This is a genomic window from Paenibacillus salivarius (assembly GCF_051307165.1).
Lineage (GTDB): Bacteria > Bacillota > Bacilli > Paenibacillales > Paenibacillaceae > Fontibacillus.
The window spans coordinates 3,648,697-3,665,251 of sequence record NZ_CP195592.1 but is presented as its reverse complement, the minus strand read 5'-3'; the positions used below and the strand labels follow the sequence as shown (position 1 = coordinate 3,665,251).

The 16,555-nt window shown below is 48.9% G+C and carries 19 protein-coding genes and 1 pseudogene; 19 read left to right on the top strand and 1 reads right to left on the bottom strand.

Annotated features, from left to right (window positions below; translation table 11 throughout):
* Positions 1-37 precede the first annotated feature (37 nt).
* The 18 genes and pseudogenes from ACSFXJ_RS16840 to ACSFXJ_RS16755 all read left to right on the top strand — a co-directional run bounded on the left by ACSFXJ_RS16840 (position 38) and on the right by ACSFXJ_RS16755 (position 13,027).
* Positions 38-823: a DUF695 domain-containing protein gene (locus tag ACSFXJ_RS16840; protein ID WP_435921509.1), complete on the top strand. Its 786-nt coding sequence runs from the start codon at positions 38-40 to the stop codon at positions 821-823.
* Between the two features lie 67 nt (positions 824-890).
* Positions 891-1,439, top strand: a complete 549-nt coding sequence (locus tag ACSFXJ_RS16835; protein WP_435921507.1) for an AAA family ATPase — start codon at positions 891-893, stop codon at positions 1,437-1,439.
* A gap of 118 nt (positions 1,440-1,557) precedes the next feature.
* Positions 1,558-2,409: an ornithine carbamoyltransferase gene (locus tag ACSFXJ_RS16830; RefSeq protein ID WP_435921506.1), complete on the top strand. Its 852-nt coding sequence runs from the start codon at positions 1,558-1,560 to the stop codon at positions 2,407-2,409.
* 13 nt (positions 2,410-2,422) lie between these two features.
* Positions 2,423-2,896 carry a GNAT family N-acetyltransferase gene (locus tag ACSFXJ_RS16825; protein WP_435921504.1) on the top strand — a complete coding sequence of 158 codons (474 nt, stop codon included), beginning with the start codon at positions 2,423-2,425 and terminating at the stop codon, positions 2,894-2,896.
* A 43-nt stretch (positions 2,897-2,939) separates the two neighbouring features.
* Positions 2,940-3,305: a DUF4180 domain-containing protein gene (locus tag ACSFXJ_RS16820; protein ID WP_435921503.1), complete on the top strand. Its 366-nt coding sequence runs from the start codon at positions 2,940-2,942 to the stop codon at positions 3,303-3,305.
* Positions 3,306-3,489: 184 nt separating this feature from the next.
* A complete protein-coding gene (locus tag ACSFXJ_RS16815) occupies positions 3,490-3,948 on the top strand; it encodes an NUDIX domain-containing protein (RefSeq protein WP_435921502.1) in 459 nt (152 codons plus the stop codon).
* A gap of 83 nt (positions 3,949-4,031) precedes the next feature.
* Positions 4,032-4,454 carry a hypothetical protein gene (locus ACSFXJ_RS16810; RefSeq protein WP_435921500.1) on the top strand — a complete coding sequence of 141 codons (423 nt, stop codon included), beginning with the start codon at positions 4,032-4,034 and terminating at the stop codon, positions 4,452-4,454.
* A gap of 159 nt (positions 4,455-4,613) precedes the next feature.
* The gene (locus ACSFXJ_RS16805) at positions 4,614-5,132 is read left to right on the top strand and encodes a CarD family transcriptional regulator (protein ID WP_435921498.1); all 519 of its coding nucleotides are present in this window, start codon (positions 4,614-4,616) and stop codon (positions 5,130-5,132) included.
* A gap of 203 nt (positions 5,133-5,335) precedes the next feature.
* Positions 5,336-6,022, top strand: a complete 687-nt coding sequence (locus tag ACSFXJ_RS16800) for a class I SAM-dependent methyltransferase (RefSeq protein WP_435921497.1) — start codon at positions 5,336-5,338, stop codon at positions 6,020-6,022.
* On the top strand, positions 6,004-6,501 hold the full coding sequence (locus ACSFXJ_RS16795) for an 8-oxo-dGTP diphosphatase (RefSeq protein WP_435921496.1): 498 nt from the start codon (positions 6,004-6,006) through the stop codon (positions 6,499-6,501). Before ACSFXJ_RS16800 ends, ACSFXJ_RS16795 begins: the two co-directional genes overlap by 19 nt.
* A 284-nt stretch (positions 6,502-6,785) precedes the next feature.
* On the top strand, positions 6,786-7,604 hold the full coding sequence (locus ACSFXJ_RS16790) for a hypothetical protein (RefSeq protein WP_435921495.1): 819 nt from the start codon (positions 6,786-6,788) through the stop codon (positions 7,602-7,604).
* 97 nt (positions 7,605-7,701) lie between these two features.
* Positions 7,702-8,283, top strand: coding sequence for a DJ-1/PfpI family protein (locus tag ACSFXJ_RS16785; protein ID WP_435921494.1), 582 nt, complete (start codon positions 7,702-7,704; stop codon positions 8,281-8,283).
* A 59-nt stretch (positions 8,284-8,342) separates the two neighbouring features.
* Positions 8,343-9,222, top strand: a pseudogene (locus ACSFXJ_RS16780) (aminoglycoside phosphotransferase family protein).
* A gap of 17 nt (positions 9,223-9,239) precedes the next feature.
* Positions 9,240-9,731, top strand: coding sequence for a GNAT family N-acetyltransferase (locus tag ACSFXJ_RS16775; RefSeq protein WP_435921492.1), 492 nt, complete (start codon positions 9,240-9,242; stop codon positions 9,729-9,731).
* Positions 9,732-9,755: 24 nt separating this feature from the next.
* The gene (locus ACSFXJ_RS16770) at positions 9,756-10,277 is read left to right on the top strand and encodes a DNA topology modulation protein (RefSeq protein ID WP_435921491.1); all 522 of its coding nucleotides are present in this window, start codon (positions 9,756-9,758) and stop codon (positions 10,275-10,277) included.
* A gap of 123 nt (positions 10,278-10,400) precedes the next feature.
* A complete protein-coding gene (locus ACSFXJ_RS16765) occupies positions 10,401-11,552 on the top strand; it encodes an aminoglycoside phosphotransferase family protein (RefSeq protein ID WP_435921490.1) in 1,152 nt (383 codons plus the stop codon).
* 21 nt (positions 11,553-11,573) lie between these two features.
* Complete coding sequence (locus ACSFXJ_RS16760; protein WP_435921488.1) at positions 11,574-12,275, top strand: HAD family hydrolase; 702 nt, start codon at positions 11,574-11,576, stop codon at positions 12,273-12,275.
* On the top strand, positions 12,272-13,027 hold the full coding sequence (locus ACSFXJ_RS16755) for an aminoglycoside adenylyltransferase domain-containing protein (protein WP_435921487.1): 756 nt from the start codon (positions 12,272-12,274) through the stop codon (positions 13,025-13,027). Before ACSFXJ_RS16760 ends, ACSFXJ_RS16755 begins: the two co-directional genes overlap by 4 nt.
* Positions 13,028-13,547: 520 nt before the next feature.
* Here the strand turns inward: ACSFXJ_RS16755 and ACSFXJ_RS16750 are convergent.
* Positions 13,548-14,237, bottom strand: a complete 690-nt coding sequence (locus ACSFXJ_RS16750) for a M50 family metallopeptidase (protein WP_435921486.1) — start codon at positions 14,235-14,237, stop codon at positions 13,548-13,550.
* Positions 14,238-14,373: 136 nt separating this feature from the next.
* Here ACSFXJ_RS16750 and ACSFXJ_RS16745 point away from each other — a divergent pair, with 136 nt between their 5' ends.
* A complete protein-coding gene (locus ACSFXJ_RS16745) occupies positions 14,374-16,395 on the top strand; it encodes a TerB N-terminal domain-containing protein (protein WP_435921485.1) in 2,022 nt (673 codons plus the stop codon).
* The last annotated feature ends 160 nt before the right edge of the window (positions 16,396-16,555 follow it).

Below are 16,555 nucleotides of genomic sequence, written 5' to 3'. Positions count from 1 at the left end.
AGAAATAGCAAATTATAAAAAAAGGCGGTATAACCCCATGTCGGAAAACTGGAATACATATTTTACCTATATTGACGATAAACCGGCTTCCTTCCTGTTGGATTTGGAACCTTGGAGCGGCGGAGGGTACGAAACATTCGTGCACTTGTATCGGCTGCGGATCATCTTAAACCAACCGGATGGAAACGGGCTTACGAGCAATCAAGAAGCAAACGTTTTGTACGAGCTTGAGGATTCGATCCATGACTCCCTGGGGGATCATTATATGTTTGTCGGAAGAGTCACGACGGACGGAAGAAGGGATTTCTTTTACTATACGGATTCAGCGGATGGAAGCCGATTGAAGGAGCTGGCCGAACAAAATCTTGGAAACTATAGATATAGTATCGGCTTCATTGAGGAAGAGGAACCGGGGGCTTTTTATCATCAGTTTCTATATCCGAGCAAATCCGATTGGCATCGGATGATGAATAGGCAGTTGGTGGATAAACTGGAGGAACTGGGAGACCGGTCGGAGAAACCTCGTCCCGTGCAGCACTGGATATATTTCAACTCGGAGGAGTCGCGGAAACTTTTCAAGGAGAAGGTTCAAAAAGAAGGATTTCATATTGAGGATCAAGGTATGCAGGAGAATGCATTCTCGCTTCGGATTTCGAGAAACGATGCTGTGGAGCTCCATTCCATCGGCGGTGTCACCGATTATCTGGTCCATGCGGCTCAACAATTCGAAGGCGAATACGATGGTTGGGAAACGATGGTGATTAAAGAGGAGGAAGGTTTTCTCGGCGGGTTGAAAAGGATGTTTAAGTCGAAGAAATCGTGATGATAAGGAGAGGTTCGCTAAGGAAAAGAGCTATCCTTATCGGCAACTTTAAGGAGGTGTAGATCAAATGAACTCGGAACAGCCAAGCATCATTCTCATCACGGGAATCATGGCAAGCGGAAAGTCGACCGTTGCTCAACTGCTCGCCGAACGCTTTGAGAGATCGGTTCATTTGCGCGGAGATATGTTTCGCAAAATGATTGTCAATGACCGCAGGGAGGTTCAACCTCATGCCGGAGATGAAGAATTGGAGCAATTGCGTCTTCGGTATCGGCTGGCGGCGCAATCCGCGGATGCCTATGCGGAAGCCGGATTCACGGTAGTCGTTCAAGATGTTGTCGTCGGCAAAGTGCTGAATGACTTTATTTCTTATGTTCGAAATCGTCCGCTTTACGTGGTTGTTCTGTGCCCGAGCACGACGGCCGTAAGCCGGAGGGAAGAAGCCCGGGCCAAGAAAGGATACGGGATCTGGAGCGTTGAGGCGCTGGATGAAGTTCTACGCAAGGAGACGCCTCGGATCGGAATGTGGCTGGACTCCTCGGACCTAACGGAGGAAGAAACCGTGGATGAAATCTTAAAGAGATTCCGCGAGGAAGCGCTGGTGTCCACTCTTTAAAGGCAACTTAAAGAATAACCCTCCATTTGAAATGACGGAGGGTTATCTTTTTGGGAACTAATCCCCGCAACAAAGCGTTCTATAAGATATGTAACTATACCATTTCAGGAGCTAACCCATGAACTTTTTGCATCTTTCCGATTTATCCGTAGAAGAAATTGAAGCGATATTCCGGATGGGGGATCAGCTAAGAACCGGGGACGGCGGCCAGTATCTTAAAGGGAAATGCTTTGCCTTGTTTTTCCCGGAATCGAGCCTCAGAACCAGAATCACCTTTGAGAAAGGGATTAAAGAGTTGGGCGGGGAATGCATTCTTTTTCCTCCCGAAACGCTCGACAAGAAGGAAGATCTTACGGATGTGATGGGTTATTTGGAAAACTGGATCGATGGGGTCATCATTAGGTATCCGAAACTACATAAGATGACTGAAATGTCCAAATATGCTCGAATACCGATCATTAATGCGATGTCCTCCGAAAACCACCCTTGCGAAATCCTGTCCGACATCTATTCCATCCGTCAGCTTCGGCCCGACTTTACAGAACTCAAGTATGTATTTGTAGGACCGGCGGGAAACATCTTGAAGTCATGGGTTGAAATCGCCAAAGTACTGGATCTTGATTTCCATCATGTTTGTACCGCTAACCACCAAATGAGCCGCTTAGATAAAAACTATTCGTTCACGACAGACCTGGAAGCCGCTATGGTCCATGCGGATGTCGTGCTTACCGATTCATTGCCGCAAGAGCTTCAAAACGACGAATACTATTCCAAGTATCAAATTAATATGCAAAGAATGAAATTGGCAAAACCGAATGCATTGCTCAATCCTTGTCCGCCCTTTTTTAGAAATCAGGAAGTGAGCAAGGACGTGATCGATTCCGGTTATTTTGTCGGCTATGCATTTAAGAAAAATTTGCTTTATATTCAGCAAGCCATTCTATTAAACTGCCTTCAAATCCAGATGTAAGGGTGTGAATGCCATGTATGTCGCAAGAAAGCTCCGGGAGAACGACTTGGAAGCCATATGCGCCTTTCCCCAATCCGAAGAAGAGTTGTTTTACATGAGCCCCAAATTCCGGTATCCGTTAACTCCCGATCAAATCATGTCCTTATTGGCCAATCGTTTTGAACCTACCGTGATTGAGCATTCCTCGACCGGACAGGTTGCAGCCTACGCGAATTTGTATGACAAGACCGAGGAGCTTTGCTGGCTTGGAAATGTGATCTGCTCCCCTGCACATCGGGGAAGAGGAGCCGCCGAATTGCTGATAAGCACAATGATGGAGAAAGCCAAGCATACCCTGGGCGCGAAAAAACTGATACTTTCTTGCCACAACACCAATACGAGGGGCTTAGCTTTTTACCACAGGCTCGGCTTTACTCCGGTTGGAATGAAGATTCAAAGCCTTGAGGAGAAGAAGGTTATCACGATCCAAATGTTAAAAGAACTTTGATGCTTGAACATATTATGCATGAAAACGAATGGAGGATAGGTTTATGAAAATAACGACAGTTCATCGGAACGGCGTAGAGATTGCCATTGTCGATAGCGAAGAAGAACTGATTACCGATGTTCAATCCGCATTGGATCTTATGGCAACCGTACGGTATGAGGCGGTGTGCGATCGAATCGTTGTGGACAAGACGGCGGTGAGCGAACCGTTTTTTGATTTGAAAACGCGAATTGCCGGGGAAATCCTGCAAAAATTCATCAACTACCAAGCCAAGATTGCGATTGTCGGGGATTTTTCCGAGTACTCGAGCAAAAGCCTCAAGGATTTCATCTATGAATGCAATCATGGAAAAGATATTTTCTTCCTGCCTACTCAAGAACAGGCGATCGAGAAGTTGAGCGTAGTTTAAGGCGATTATCCCCGTCGGGATATATTCCCGTGGAGAAAATAGCATACGTTTGCGGAGGAAATGAGATCTTTTCAAACCCGGCCGCCAGATCGTTTTTAGGCATAAAATAACCGATCATATAAGAAAAGGAAGCTTATATCCTGAATCTTTAAGAAATGAAAAGGGAAAGGGGATGCCCTTAAACATGAACATCTTAGTTACCGCTGGAGCAATCATACGGGATCCTGAAGGAAGGATCCTACTCCAGAGAAGATCGGATTATGGGGATTGGGGCTTACCTGGTGGAGGCATGGAACCCGGGGAGACCGTCGAGGCCACCATGAGAAGAGAAGTGTTGGAAGAAACGGGATTAGAAGTAGGTGAATGCGAGTTTTATGCCGTTTATAGCGGAGAAAGAATGCAGTATACATACCCTGATGGCAATGAAGTGGTTTTCGTCATGTTTCTTTTTAATGCGGATGCAGATTTGCGAGATCGAATAGAGCCCGACGGACAAACTTTAATATATGAGGATAATTCTAAAGAGTCATTGCAGCTTAAATTCGTTGATCTTGAATCTATCCGAATCGAAGATATTAATGCTGTACAGAAACCGATATTTGAAGATCTAAAAAACAATAAGTCGGCTTTGCTTAGAACATGAGTACCCTGATGTTAGAGAATCCACGGGGTATGATTTTCTCATGAGCACTGCAAATAATTCAGGTAAAATAGGAGGAATCCAGGATGGAAAACCGGCTGCTGGAAGACATTGTCGCCACGGCGGAAAGCTTTAAAGAAAACTTTGCCGATCGCGGACACTTTGATTTTAGTGTGGAAAGTTTGCAGGGTGTAGACGATTTGTTGGATGAACTCAGCGAATTCGAGGTTGACGGCGATACGTTGGATTCCGCGTCATCCATGGCGGGCTGCTATATTTTTGAGGTGGCGAGAAGGAATTTCGGCGGGAACTACTATTGGGTTCAGGAAAAAGAACAACCGGTTCTTGTTACGGGAGAGCCGGCGTTTGCGGTATCGATATTTGCTTTTGAAAAAGCCAGGGGAAGAATCGTCAATGGCAAGGAGGATCATATTCCGTTCTATTTTGAGGGATATATCCAGGCGGTAAAAGAAGGAGAATCCACCGGGAAGTGTTCGACGATTATCTAGATGGCTGGAATGGAAAAGTCTGAACGAAGGTACTTGACATATATGTGTTATACTTAAGATATATCGAATTTAAGATAGTAAGTTGACTCGCCCCAAGCAAAGGATCGCTTGTGACCCGTTTGCTTCGGGGTTTTTCCGACTTTACGAAGGAGGTAACCCATGTTTGAAATTGGAGATTTCATTGTTTACGGTCAAAGCGGCGTGTGTCAAATTACTTCGATCGATTATCCTCAAGTTGTAGTCCAAGGCGGCGAAAAAAAGCTGTATTACAAGTTGGTGCCCGTATTTAGCTCGGAGGTGATCTACACGCCGGTAGATACCAAAGTGTATATGCGTCCCGTGGTCACTAGAGAGCAAGCCAAGCAGCTGGTTGTGGAAATTACGGGCGAAACCAAGACTCCGTCGAATCCGAAGCCGAATACGCCGGACGAATGTCAAGCACTGCTGAAAACTCACGATTGCGAAGATCTGATTCGCGTGATGAAAATCATCCATTTTAAAAGATACGAATGCACCCAAAACGGAAAAAAACTGACGATGACCGATCAAAGGATGTTGAAACAAGCGGAAGAATTGCTTTGCAGCGAATTGTCCGTCGCTTCGGGCAACGACCTGGATACGACGAAATCCATTATTGAAAAGGCGTTGTCGGCATGGATGATCAAGGTTTGCGGTTAAATTCATACGGAAAAATCAAACGGGGAGTCATCTCAAACACATGCAGTGTTAGATGGGATGACAGCCCCGTTTCTTTTATATTTATAAATTTCAAGTTTTTTTTGAAACTTGGCGAAGAATCAAATCTTTACAATTTCCTATGAATTCGTATACATTGTGTATGAATGAAGGGCGAAAACCGTAAAAAGGGGGTTATTTTTAACATGCCGAATCATGAGGAAATCTATGCGAAGCAAGCCGAAATGTACGAGAAAATGATCAGCAGGCAGCCGAGTCTCGCGGAGGTCATCCGGGAGATCCGGCCTTACCGGAATCTGGATGTCGCGGATCTTGGCGCGGGCTCGGGTAGATTGTCGTGCGTGATCGGGGCCGAAACGAAGTCGCTTATTTGCACGGACAGTTCGCAGGCGATGCTGGATGTGCTGGCCGAAAAAATGTCCGCGCTGCAGCTAACCCGTTGGTCTACGGTTGAAGCCGATCACCGGGATCTTCCCCTCGAGACCGCAAGCGTGGATTTGGTCGTGTCGGGGTGGAGCATTTGTTATTTGGCGAGTTCCAATGATCCGAATTGGCGGGAAAATATAGACCGGGTGATGTCGGAAATACGTCGCGTGTTAAAGCCGGGCGGTACGGTCATCATTTTCGAAACGATGGGAACCGGCACGGAGCTTCCGGATCCTCCGGCTTTTCTTACGGAGTATTACCGCGTTCTTGAAGAAGATTATGGATTTGATCATCGCTGGATCAGGATGGATTACGCTTTTTCAAGTCTGGAAGAGGCGGAGGAGCTGACCGGATTTTTCTTCGGTGACGAGCTGGCGGCGAAAGTAAAAAACAATCAATGGACAACGGTTCCGGAATGTGCGGGGATATGGTGGAAACATATATAAACAAACAAGAAGATATTAAAGTTGTGCTTTACACGATGTGCCTGGTTCGGGATGAGGACAAGGTATTATTGGTCAACCGGCCCAGCAAACGCGGGTTTCCCGGGTGGATCGGTCCCGGCGGGAAGGTGGAGTTTCCCGAAAGCTTAACCGAAGGGGCGATCCGCGAAGTTTGGGAAGAGACCGGGTTGAGAGTGAAGGACCTTGTTTACAAGGGCCTGGATGAATTTGTGGATCCGAAGCAAAATTTCAGATACATGGTCTTCAACTACGTGGCGACTTCGTATGAAGGCGAACTGCTGGCGGACCCTCCGGAAGGAGAGTTGGCGTGGATCCCGATCCGTGAGGCGTTGAATTACCCGATGCAGCCGTGGTTTCAGCGAAGATTCCCGTTATTTTTTGAAGAGGGGACCTTTGAAATTTATGAAATTTACGATCAGGCGGAAGACGTCACGATCAAGGAATCGGTGAAACGGACTTGAGCCGGGGGCAGGGCTGAGAAAAACAGGAATTTCTCCCGCTAATTTCGCCAATAGGGCATGATGAGCCGGATTAACGGGAAAAGCTCCCGTTAAATCGTTCCTTTTGGCCGTGGAGTCGGGTTTTTACCCGAATTAGAGGGAGAAATTCCCGTTAGTGATGGGAAATCACCATATGTGGCGAAATTAGCGGGAAGATTTCCGGTTCATCAAACGGGTGGAAACCGGATCAATCGGAGGCATGAATGGATATAATACAGGAAGAAAAAGGGTAGGAGGAATGATCCATGGTTAGAAAAAGAGCGGCTAAATACTTCACTGTCATCTTGATTCTAATCATCGGTCTCCTATCCATGGGTCTCGCCGAGAACCGAACGGTTTGGAATGCAAATATAGATCACCCCCGGACGTCGGAATTTTTATCCGATGATTATTTCTTGGAACTCGGCGAACTGTTTGAAACGGTAAACAACCGGAACGATACATGGTATGTTTTCGACGGTTCAAAAAAAATCGCGGCCCAATCCGTGCTAAGCAGAATGATGGAAGATCTCGAAAAGAACCCGGATGCCTTAACCGATCATAAAAACTTTAACCGGTTCTTCGAAACCTTTGATAAACATGTTCGAGAACTGGGCGGGATCACCCAGGAATTGCATTACTTCAGGAACACGCTGAACGAGTACAGCGATGCACCCGAGAATTTGGACGACATGATCACCTTGGCCGCGAAAGGCGAGTGGAGGTTATTCAGCGCAAAATATCATAAGTACAGCAACGAAGGATTGAACGCCGCATTAAACGTCAAGTTCGTTTCGGCGAACGGCAGGTTTGAGGCCGTTTACAATACGGAGACGGGGCAAATGGTCGTGGACCCCTATAACATGGGAACCTATAATTACGCCCCCGGATCGATTCATCCGATAGAGTATTTTAAACATCATCTCTATGATAAAAAGCCTTGGAAAAAATGGGGCAATACGGAGGAAGTCTCTTATCGGGACATCATTCGGTTGGAGTCGGGGCACGGAACGGACGAATCGAAAAAAAACGCGGAGTACATCGAAAAATTAATCCGGCAAAGAAGAGATGAATTAATGCCGTGAGGATGATATATTGGAAAAAGAATACTTTCATCGATGAATACCTGACAGAACAAGAGGCTGTCGGGTATTTCGTTTTTCGGGAAAAAGGGGGCCTATTATGAAAATCGCATTCGTATTGTTCAACGGCGTGACGTTTCTTGATTTTGTCGGATTCTATGACGTGATCTACCGGTTAAATCTGTTCGAGCCCACGAAAGGCACCACCTGGGATATTTGCGGCTTGACCGACGAGGTCACGGATGAGCTTGGTATGAAGGTGAAAGTAAACGTGCTTAAACCTGATCTTGGCGGATACGATCTTGTTTTTATTCCCGGAGGAATGGGCACAAGAAAATTAAAGGATGACCGGGAATTCGTCGACTGGATCAAAACGGCGGAACCTGCCCCCTATAAAGTCTCGGTTTGCACGGGGGCTTTGATCTGGGGAGCTGCGGGATTTTTAAAGGACAAAAAGGCGACGACGCATCCCAACGTGTACGAGTTGCTTGAGCCCTACTGCCAAGAGGTCATCCGATCCCGAATCGTGAAGGACGGCAACGTCATTACGGCAGGGGGCGTGGCGACATCCATTGACCTGGGCGTTTATATGATTGAAAAATTTGCGGGAGCGGAAGCGGCTGAATTGGTGAAAAAGCAGCTCGATTACCCTTATACCGCCACTGGCATCGTTGAATGGTAACCAGGACAGGAGGTTTTACGGTGAGCTCTGAAAATGACATCGGGAGCATTCGCGCGGAAATGGAATCGATCCAAGAATGCAGCATAGAACCCATACATAAAGGATATTCCGGCGATCAAAAGTTTTTGGTCCGGACCAAGGATGGCAACCATCTGCTGCTCAAAATCTTTGATTTAAACGAATATGGACGCAAACATGAAGAATTTGGCCTCATGCGGCAGATGGAAATGCTAGGCGTGAATTGCTCGAAGCCGGTGGAAATCGGCAAGCTTTCAACGGCCGGTTACATGCTCTTTTCATATATTGACGGTATGGATGCGACGGATGAACTGCCTAGTTGTTCGGAAAGCGAACAGTACGCCATCGGATTGGAGGCTGGAGAAGTACTGCGGAAAATCAATCAGCTCCCCGCCCCGTCCGACGTCCCGCCCTGGTTTGAACGGAAAGCGGCCAAGCATAAGCGCTATATCGAACAGTATCTGAGCTGCGGAGTGAGGGTGAAAAACGACGACCGGATCATGTCGTTCATTGAACATAATCTCAGCTGTATGGAGAACAGGCCGAACCGGTTTCAGCACGATGATTTTCACGTCGGCAATCTGATCGTGAAGGACAAGCGGTTATCGGGCGTGATTGATTTCAACCGGTACGATTGGGGCGACCCCGTGCACGAATTTTTGAAGCTCGGATTTTTCAGCAGAGAGATTAGCGTCCCTTTTTCCATCGGGCAAATTCATGGTTATTTTAAAGGCGGGCGGCCACCGGAGGCGTTTTGGAGACTCTACTCCGTTTACACGGCCATGTTCCGTGTTTTCGTCCGTCGTTTGGACTTTAAAAGTGGTCCCCGACACGCTCCGGGATATGATGGAGAAGATTGACATGGTGCTGGAGGATCATCATTATTTTGACCGGATTCAACCGGGTTGGTATCAGGATTAGAGGAAAAGAGAGGAATTATGAAAATTACACTAACGTTAAAAAAACTTTCACCGGGTGATCCCATTCCTTATGATTTGCTGCTGCTAGCGGACCCTTCCCGGGTGAAGGTGGACGAATACTTAAGTAGAGGGAGCTGTTATGTGGCCCACCCGGCCTCGAGCTCCGAGGAAGTGATTGGAGTTTTTGTTCTTCTGAATACCGGACCGGAGACGGTCGAGATCATGAATGTCGCGGTTCGGGAGGATGCCCAGGGAAAAGGATACGGCAAATTTTTAGTGCGGCAAGCCATCGAAATCGCAAAGGAACAGGGCGTCAAAACGATCGAAATCGGAACCGGGAATTCCAGTCTCTTGCAGTTGGCGCTTTATCAAAAATGCGGGTTTCGCATCGTCGGCGTGGACCCGGATTTTTTTGTCAGAAACTACGACGAAGAAATCTACGAGAACGGGATTCAGTGCAGGGACATGATTCGGATGAGATATAAGGTACAGACGGAAACAGATTCATAACAAATCGTGGAGGCATTGTCAGTCATGAAAAAAGTATTGGTCCTGGGCTGTGCCGGATCGGGAAAATCCACCTTTTCCAAAAGGCTTGGGATGGTCACGAATCTGCCGGTCATCCATCTGGACGCGTTATATTGGAAATCGGGCTGGGTCGCCTCGGCCGAGGAGGAATGGGACCGGACGATCGAAGAGCTGCTGCGGCGGGATGCATTCATAATGGACGGCAATTTCTCGCGGACGCTGGAGCAGCGGCTGGCGGGTGCGGACACCGTGTTTTTCTTCGACCTGCCCAGATGGCTTTGCATTTACAGGGTCATCAAGCGAAGGGTGATGTATCACGGGAAAACAAGGGCGGATATGGCGGAAGGCTGCAAAGAAAAAATAGATTTCGAATTTTTGAAATGGATTTGGAATTTTAAAAAGCGCAGCAGAGGAAAGATCGTGAACACCTTGGAACGGGTCCAAAGCGATAAGGAGATTCATATTTTCAAATCTACCAAGGAAGCCGAGGCGTTTATAGCAAGCTGGGGATCAAAAAAGATGAACTAGGAGGTTTTTATGAGAAACTCACGTCAAAACAAGCACGGAACCTAAAATCATTGATGGATCTATCTATGTTCCAATTCGAGCGTGACCTATACCGCAAATCGTGATGTGGCATTAAGGTGGATTATGGCCTATGACGAACGGGATCGTGATGAAGTCAATTCGCTCGTTACCGATGATTTTATAACCAATGTTTACCTTGAATTTCCGGCAGGTACGTATAATATGGGAAGTATCGTAGATATGAGGCCCGTTGCTCGAACGGCTACGGGTTTAACGGTAAGAATCGTGCAACGCGTAACGGCAGAAGACGATTATGCGGTAAAGGCCGAAAAGTGGGTATTCGCTTTTGATCAAAATAAAATTAAATCCGTCAACGATATGAAAAGGCCAGGAGGATCCGTGAGAACGGAAATTACGCTCCATGAAGCAAACGATATTTTTGGGTCGTATATCGGCCGCGGTGAGATTATAAACATGAAGCGCTTGTCCGGGACAACGAGCGGTCTTGTCTATAAGCTGGAATCCGACCAGGGCCAAGCTTATACATTGAAATTTGACGATCCCTACCAAATCGAAATGGTCGGGCGACTTTTGGCTACCTATCAAAGCTCCCCGTTACTTCCGAAGCTCCTTTATACGGCTCCCGACCACTCGTTCTTTATCTATACTTTCATTGAAGGGACCACTCATATTCCCCAGGGTCCAAAACAAGAATGGCTAACCAAGCTGGTTAAGGAATTGCTGAATCGATACGAACCGGCGCCGCTCGAAGCGTGGGGAAGGCTCGAATATCCTCTCGAGTCCTGGAAGAGATTCCATGAAATCAGCATTGAGCAAGCCAAAGACAATATCGGAGATATTCTGACAGAGGAAGATTATACGTTCATCCAAGCGCAGGTCGAAAAATGGTTTGGTCCTGGAATGCCACCCGAAGAAAAGTATGTATTGCATGGTGATACCGGGGTGCATAATTTTGTGTTTGACCGCTCCTTGTTGGCAGGTGTCATCGATCCCTCGCCGATGGCTGGGCCGCTCATCTATGACTTTGTTTACGCCTTTTGTTCTTCACCCGAAGAAATCAGCCTGGATACGCTGTATGGTGCCTACGAGCATCTGGAGCAAGGGCGGGTGGACAAGCGGAAGTTAATCGCCGAGGTATCCGTGCAGCTGTATTGCCGGGTTGGTTTGAGTATAAGACACCATCCTCATGATTTGCCGGAGTACTTGAAGGCATGGGACTATTGGAAAGGAATTGTACGTGAGGAACCATTTTAATCCGCGGGAGGAGCCGGCAAGATGAGCGTAAAGGCGATATTTTTGGACTTTTACGGAACATTGGTCCATGAGGATGATGAGATCATCCCGTTGATTTGTAAAGAGGTGCGGCAGAATGCGGTTGAACCCTGCGACATCAAAGAAATCGGAAGCCATTGGTGGCAGGGATTCTCGAATTTGTTCCAGAATAGTTACGGCGACTCTTTCCGATCCCAACGGGAGCTCACCATCGATTCGTTGCAGGAGACGATGTCCAGATTCAAGTCGACGGGCGATGTTCGTGAACTTGTCCGAAAACAATTCGCTCATTGGGTGGAGCCAGTAATCTATGCGGATACGCTTCCTTTTTTGGAGGAGCTGAAAGGGTTCCAAGTTTACATTTTATCGAATATAGATACCGCCGATGTACTTGCGGCAACCACCGCACACGGAATCCGGGTGGACGGCATTTATACCAGCGAAGATGTCAGGTCGTACAAGCCGAGGCCGGAGCTGTTTCTTGAGGCTCTGAGCAAAAACGGGCTATTGCCGCAGGAAGTGATCCATATCGGGGATTCGCTAACGAGCGATGTTGGCGGGGCCAGCCGCGTCGGCATCACAACGGTCTGGCTGAACCGCTTGAACAAACAAAAAACGGGTGGCCCGGAGCCGGATTATATTTGCAACAACTTAACGGAAGTGACGGATCTGATTCGTCGGATAAAAGAAAGGGAACTGTTATGAATCATCAAGTCCATTTGGACGATATTGTCCGGATTTTTAAAGAAGAACTGGGCGATGCGCTGACAGGGATTTATCTTCACGGGTCGATGGCGATGAACTGCTTTCATCCGTCTCATAGCGATATCGATTTGCTGATTACCGTCGGCGCGCCTCAGGCCCATGAGACGTACAAGCGAATTGCCAAACGCCTGATCGTAGCCGAGGAAAAGTTGACCGCCGCGAACGGCATCGAATTAAGCGTGGTGCTGGATCGGAATTTTGAGCAGTTCACGCACCCGGCGCCGTTTGAGTTTCATTACTCCGCTTTCCACAGGGAGAGATATCGGACCGACGACAATTATATGTGCGGCGGGTTCGGGGATCCCGATTTGGCGGCGCATTTCATGGTAGCTTATCATCGCGGGGTTGCCCTGTACGGCAGGCCTTTTCACGAACGGTTCAACCCGATCGACGAAAAATACTACTTGAATGCCATAAAGGGCGATATCGAAAATGCGGCGGAAGAAATTGCGGACAATCCGGTATATTATGTCCTGAACCTGTGCCGGGTGCTTTTTTACAAGGAAGAGGGAGGCGTTGCCTCCAAAAAAGAAGGCGGCGAATGGGGGCTGTCCCACCTCCCCGCTCCTTATACGGAAATCGTGGAGCATTGCCTGGATAAGTATACGGGAAAAAGAAGCGACGTGGATCTGGATGCCGGAAAGTTGAAGGATTTCGCCGAGTTTATGCTGGAGCGGATGGGGATGAAGTAGCTGTTGCGGTGTATGCTCGTCATGAACTTTTTTGCCCAGTAACTTGAAGTCGCCGCCGGCATGTTGAACAGGCATCGTGCGCACTTTTCCCTGTACGGGGGCATTGTTCCGGGGCATGTTCGGATGGCTGTCGTGTACGGTGGAGTGGTTAAGCAAGGTCGAAGCGAAATGGTGCAGTTGGGTATGAAAAATCGACCATATTATGCGTGATACGACCCATTTTGCGGATTGTGGGCGAAATATCGACCATATTATGAGTAATTGGCGGTTTTTGTGCGAAATGTGTATGAAGTATCGACCATAATGCGTGGAATCGGCGGTTTTTTGCGAAATGTGTATGAAAAATCGACCCCAACTCGCCACGTAGCTATACATCTGGAAAAATGTGTGCGGAAAACTCGCCATAATGCTCCTACAGCATGCCACCCAATAGTAGCCATCAAGCAAAATTTAGTCTAAATATCATAAACAGTCGCACCGATTCCACTATCCCCATGAAAAAAGACCACTGCCCGGCATGTTAGCCTGGAGCGGCGGTCTTTTTGTCTTGTCTTTCTTTCCAGAACAGCTGCAATGCGGCCAGGGCACAAAAGAGTGAAATGACGAGGAAAAGCAGTGCCCACCCGAAAGCAGGGACGATCGTGATGGTTCCCAAATTCGTGGCATCCCCGGCTTGACCCGGAGCGGTGAGGGATCTCACCAATATGGTGAACGGCCCCATGACCGATTCTTCCAAGCAGAGAAACGCCAGCAGCAAATAATAGAAATTCCGAATCCGCCCGCCGATCAGATAGAACAACACGTTGACGACGATAAAAATAAGAAGCCATCTCAGCCCGTAACCGGACCGCACGAAAAAGACGATCATTGTTATAGCGAGCGCGGTGTTGACAACAAGTCCTGCGGCTTGTTTTTGCTTGTAATAGCCGTAAAACAAGGCGATCGCAAACAAGGATGCGGAGATGTAACCGGCCAGCGACACCGCCACCTGGCTCCACCCGGTGGATCCCAGGATCGAGTATGTCACCCCGCTGTGATCGGGATTCAATTCGATACGGAGCACCCGGCCCGACATGAACAGCGTCATCACGGCGTGGCCCAGCTCATGGACCATCGTATCCAGGACGCGGAACCAGTCGGAGAACGGAATCAGCCTCGTCAATATCCCGGCCCCCGCCAGGAACAGAAATGCTTTCAGCCATTTATTCATTAGGTTTTCCTTTCAAATCTAGAAGGATTGGTTTCATTATAATAGAGTTCAAAAAGCCTTTCAAAAAAGCGAACAAATTTTCGGTTAGAACGTCCATTCGATGGTATAATGATTGTATGATGGAGGTCTATGGAAGATGAGTGGCGAAAAAGATCGGCAAAACTTTCACATAGAACTGAATAACGGACAAGCCGCCCGTGAGCGGGGGCTTATTTTTGCGGAATTCGATCTCGGCGGGTCTTCGGAGGCATCGGAGAAGGGGCAAGGAGTGGCAGAGCCTGTCATCAGCAGGATCGTGGAGCCGGACACCGGGGAAAGGGAACTGGATTTTCGTCAGCAATTTCGCTATGTCTCCCGGGAACAGCAGTTTGTGCAGAAGGCGCGCGAGCTGGAGTGGAAATCGGGGGATCCGGCGGAATTCGTCCCTTTTCAAACGTATTGGCCGACGTATGACGAGATGCAGCCGAGGCAGCTGAGCTGGTACCTGCACTGGCGCGGAGAGGTTCGGTCGGGGCGGTATCCCGATACGGACCTGTCTTATCTTTTTGTGTACTTGTATGAGCTGATCCATGGCGTGGGCTGGGAGGAACCGGCGCAAGGATACGAATTGATGGAGCGGGTTTGGCTGGGATACCGTGAGCGGTACCCGAAACTGGACGGGTATGTACGGGAATGGCTGTATGATCTCGGACTCGCGTATAAGCTGGATTTGGAGCCGAGCTTACCGATGCGGAAGCTTCCGCGCAGCATGTCTCCCGAATTGAAGGAACTGGAGTGGAAAAGACGGTTTTCCGCCGAACCGCTGGCGCTGGAGTGGGATATGCTGCTGCAGTTGATCGACTACGAGGTCGAGAAGAGCCGTTTTTATGCGGAGCGGGGGCGGAAGGAACTGAGGGAATATGTTCCGAAGGTCGTGACTCTGGTGGACGGGTATTTAGGGAAAATCCAGGGGCAGCGGTTGCTGGAACGGTTCATGCCGAGGGAAAAAACGGCGACACGGTATCTTTTTCGGAGCGCCGTTTATGATCACGATCTGTACGGACGCACCGTGACGGTAACGATGCTGCCGATCAGCGGACATCTTCCGCTTCGCGCCTACCTGACGCAGCTCGTCAGACTGACGGAGAACAAGCTGCGGGAGCTTACAGGGTTCAAAGGGAAACTGCGGGGTATCGAAGTGGAGCCCGAAGTGGAGCAGCTGGTGCATCGTTTTCTACACAAGGAATTCGAACAGCGAAAAGCGGCGGAAGCCAAGAAAAGCATTCCCGCGGTCAAAATCAATGCCGCCAAGCTGCGGCAGCTGCAGCGGGAGTCGGACGAGGTCCGGGATATGCTGCTGACCGAAGATCCGCCGGGGGCCGCGGAAGAGCGGGGACGCGTGGCGGAGGATCGGAGACCGGAAGGAAGCGGACGAAGAAAGGCCCCGAATGGGCCGGTGCAAGCCGAGTTTGATTTTGAGCGGGGATGGATCGGTCAGGAGGAAGAACGGGCAGCGAAGCGGGAGACAGAAATGCCGGCGTTACTGGATGACAGAGATCAAGTGCCGGGGAAGGTGGCCCAGGCGGCGGTTGAGGAACATAGGTTGGAGATGTACTCAGGGGCCCAGGGTGAAGAAGTGGGGGCAGCTGTCTCGGTAGGGTTCCAGGATGATGAATCAGCGGCTGGAGCCGGAGGAGTACCGAATGAAGCGGCGGAAGCATTTGACTCCGTAAGGGCACCGAGTGAAGAAGCGGGAACAATTGTCTCGTCAGGGGTACAGGTTGAAAAAGCAGAAGGAGTATTCGTTTTCGCAGGATCCGAGGATGAAGCAGCACGAACGGAGAACCCTGGGGAGGCACCTGAAAAGGCGCTGCCCCCTGCACAGCTTGTGCCGGATATTTTTGATGATAGCGGCGTGGAGCTTGAGGAAGAATGGCGTGCGCTTGGCGACCGGTTATCCGAGGTTCATTTCAATATACTGGCTATAATGTTGAATGGAGAAGGATCGGCGGAGCGGCAACGGATTGCGGAGCAAGCGGGCTCGATGCCGGAACTGCTCATGGATGAGATCAACGAGGCTGCCATGGACGTGATCGGAGATTTGTTGATTGACGGCGATGAGATTGCCGAGGATTACATGGGCAAGGTCGAGGGGATGTGGCGGGCGGTTGGACGTTGATGGTAGTGAACAGTAGGTGAAGTGCTATCGTGTTATCGTAAATTTTTGACCGGATTCCCTGGGTTCCCCTATCCCCCGTATTCGCTTCGCTGACGTTAAGCTAAGGGAACCTAGAGATCTTATTTTGCCAAAATGGGGCGGTTTGCAGAATCTAACGGAA

Coding starts and splice junctions, on each gene's coding strand:
- ACSFXJ_RS16840 (WP_435921509.1), top strand. CDS start 38: ATGTCGGAAAACTGGAATACATATTTTACCTATATTGACGATAAACCG.
- ACSFXJ_RS16835 (WP_435921507.1), top strand. CDS start 891: ATGAACTCGGAACAGCCAAGCATCATTCTCATCACGGGAATCATGGCA.
- ACSFXJ_RS16830 (WP_435921506.1), top strand. CDS start 1,558: ATGAACTTTTTGCATCTTTCCGATTTATCCGTAGAAGAAATTGAAGCG.
- ACSFXJ_RS16825 (WP_435921504.1), top strand. CDS start 2,423: ATGTATGTCGCAAGAAAGCTCCGGGAGAACGACTTGGAAGCCATATGC.
- ACSFXJ_RS16820 (WP_435921503.1), top strand. CDS start 2,940: ATGAAAATAACGACAGTTCATCGGAACGGCGTAGAGATTGCCATTGTC.
- ACSFXJ_RS16815 (WP_435921502.1), top strand. CDS start 3,490: ATGAACATCTTAGTTACCGCTGGAGCAATCATACGGGATCCTGAAGGA.
- ACSFXJ_RS16810 (WP_435921500.1), top strand. CDS start 4,032: ATGGAAAACCGGCTGCTGGAAGACATTGTCGCCACGGCGGAAAGCTTT.
- ACSFXJ_RS16805 (WP_435921498.1), top strand. CDS start 4,614: ATGTTTGAAATTGGAGATTTCATTGTTTACGGTCAAAGCGGCGTGTGT.
- ACSFXJ_RS16800 (WP_435921497.1), top strand. CDS start 5,336: ATGCCGAATCATGAGGAAATCTATGCGAAGCAAGCCGAAATGTACGAG.
- ACSFXJ_RS16795 (WP_435921496.1), top strand. CDS start 6,004: ATGGTGGAAACATATATAAACAAACAAGAAGATATTAAAGTTGTGCTT.
- ACSFXJ_RS16790 (WP_435921495.1), top strand. CDS start 6,786: ATGGTTAGAAAAAGAGCGGCTAAATACTTCACTGTCATCTTGATTCTA.
- ACSFXJ_RS16785 (WP_435921494.1), top strand. CDS start 7,702: ATGAAAATCGCATTCGTATTGTTCAACGGCGTGACGTTTCTTGATTTT.
- ACSFXJ_RS16775 (WP_435921492.1), top strand. CDS start 9,240: ATGAAAATTACACTAACGTTAAAAAAACTTTCACCGGGTGATCCCATT.
- ACSFXJ_RS16770 (WP_435921491.1), top strand. CDS start 9,756: ATGAAAAAAGTATTGGTCCTGGGCTGTGCCGGATCGGGAAAATCCACC.
- ACSFXJ_RS16765 (WP_435921490.1), top strand. CDS start 10,401: ATGGCCTATGACGAACGGGATCGTGATGAAGTCAATTCGCTCGTTACC.
- ACSFXJ_RS16760 (WP_435921488.1), top strand. CDS start 11,574: ATGAGCGTAAAGGCGATATTTTTGGACTTTTACGGAACATTGGTCCAT.
- ACSFXJ_RS16755 (WP_435921487.1), top strand. CDS start 12,272: ATGAATCATCAAGTCCATTTGGACGATATTGTCCGGATTTTTAAAGAA.
- ACSFXJ_RS16750 (WP_435921486.1), bottom strand. CDS start 14,237: ATGAATAAATGGCTGAAAGCATTTCTGTTCCTGGCGGGGGCCGGGATA.
- ACSFXJ_RS16745 (WP_435921485.1), top strand. CDS start 14,374: ATGAGTGGCGAAAAAGATCGGCAAAACTTTCACATAGAACTGAATAAC.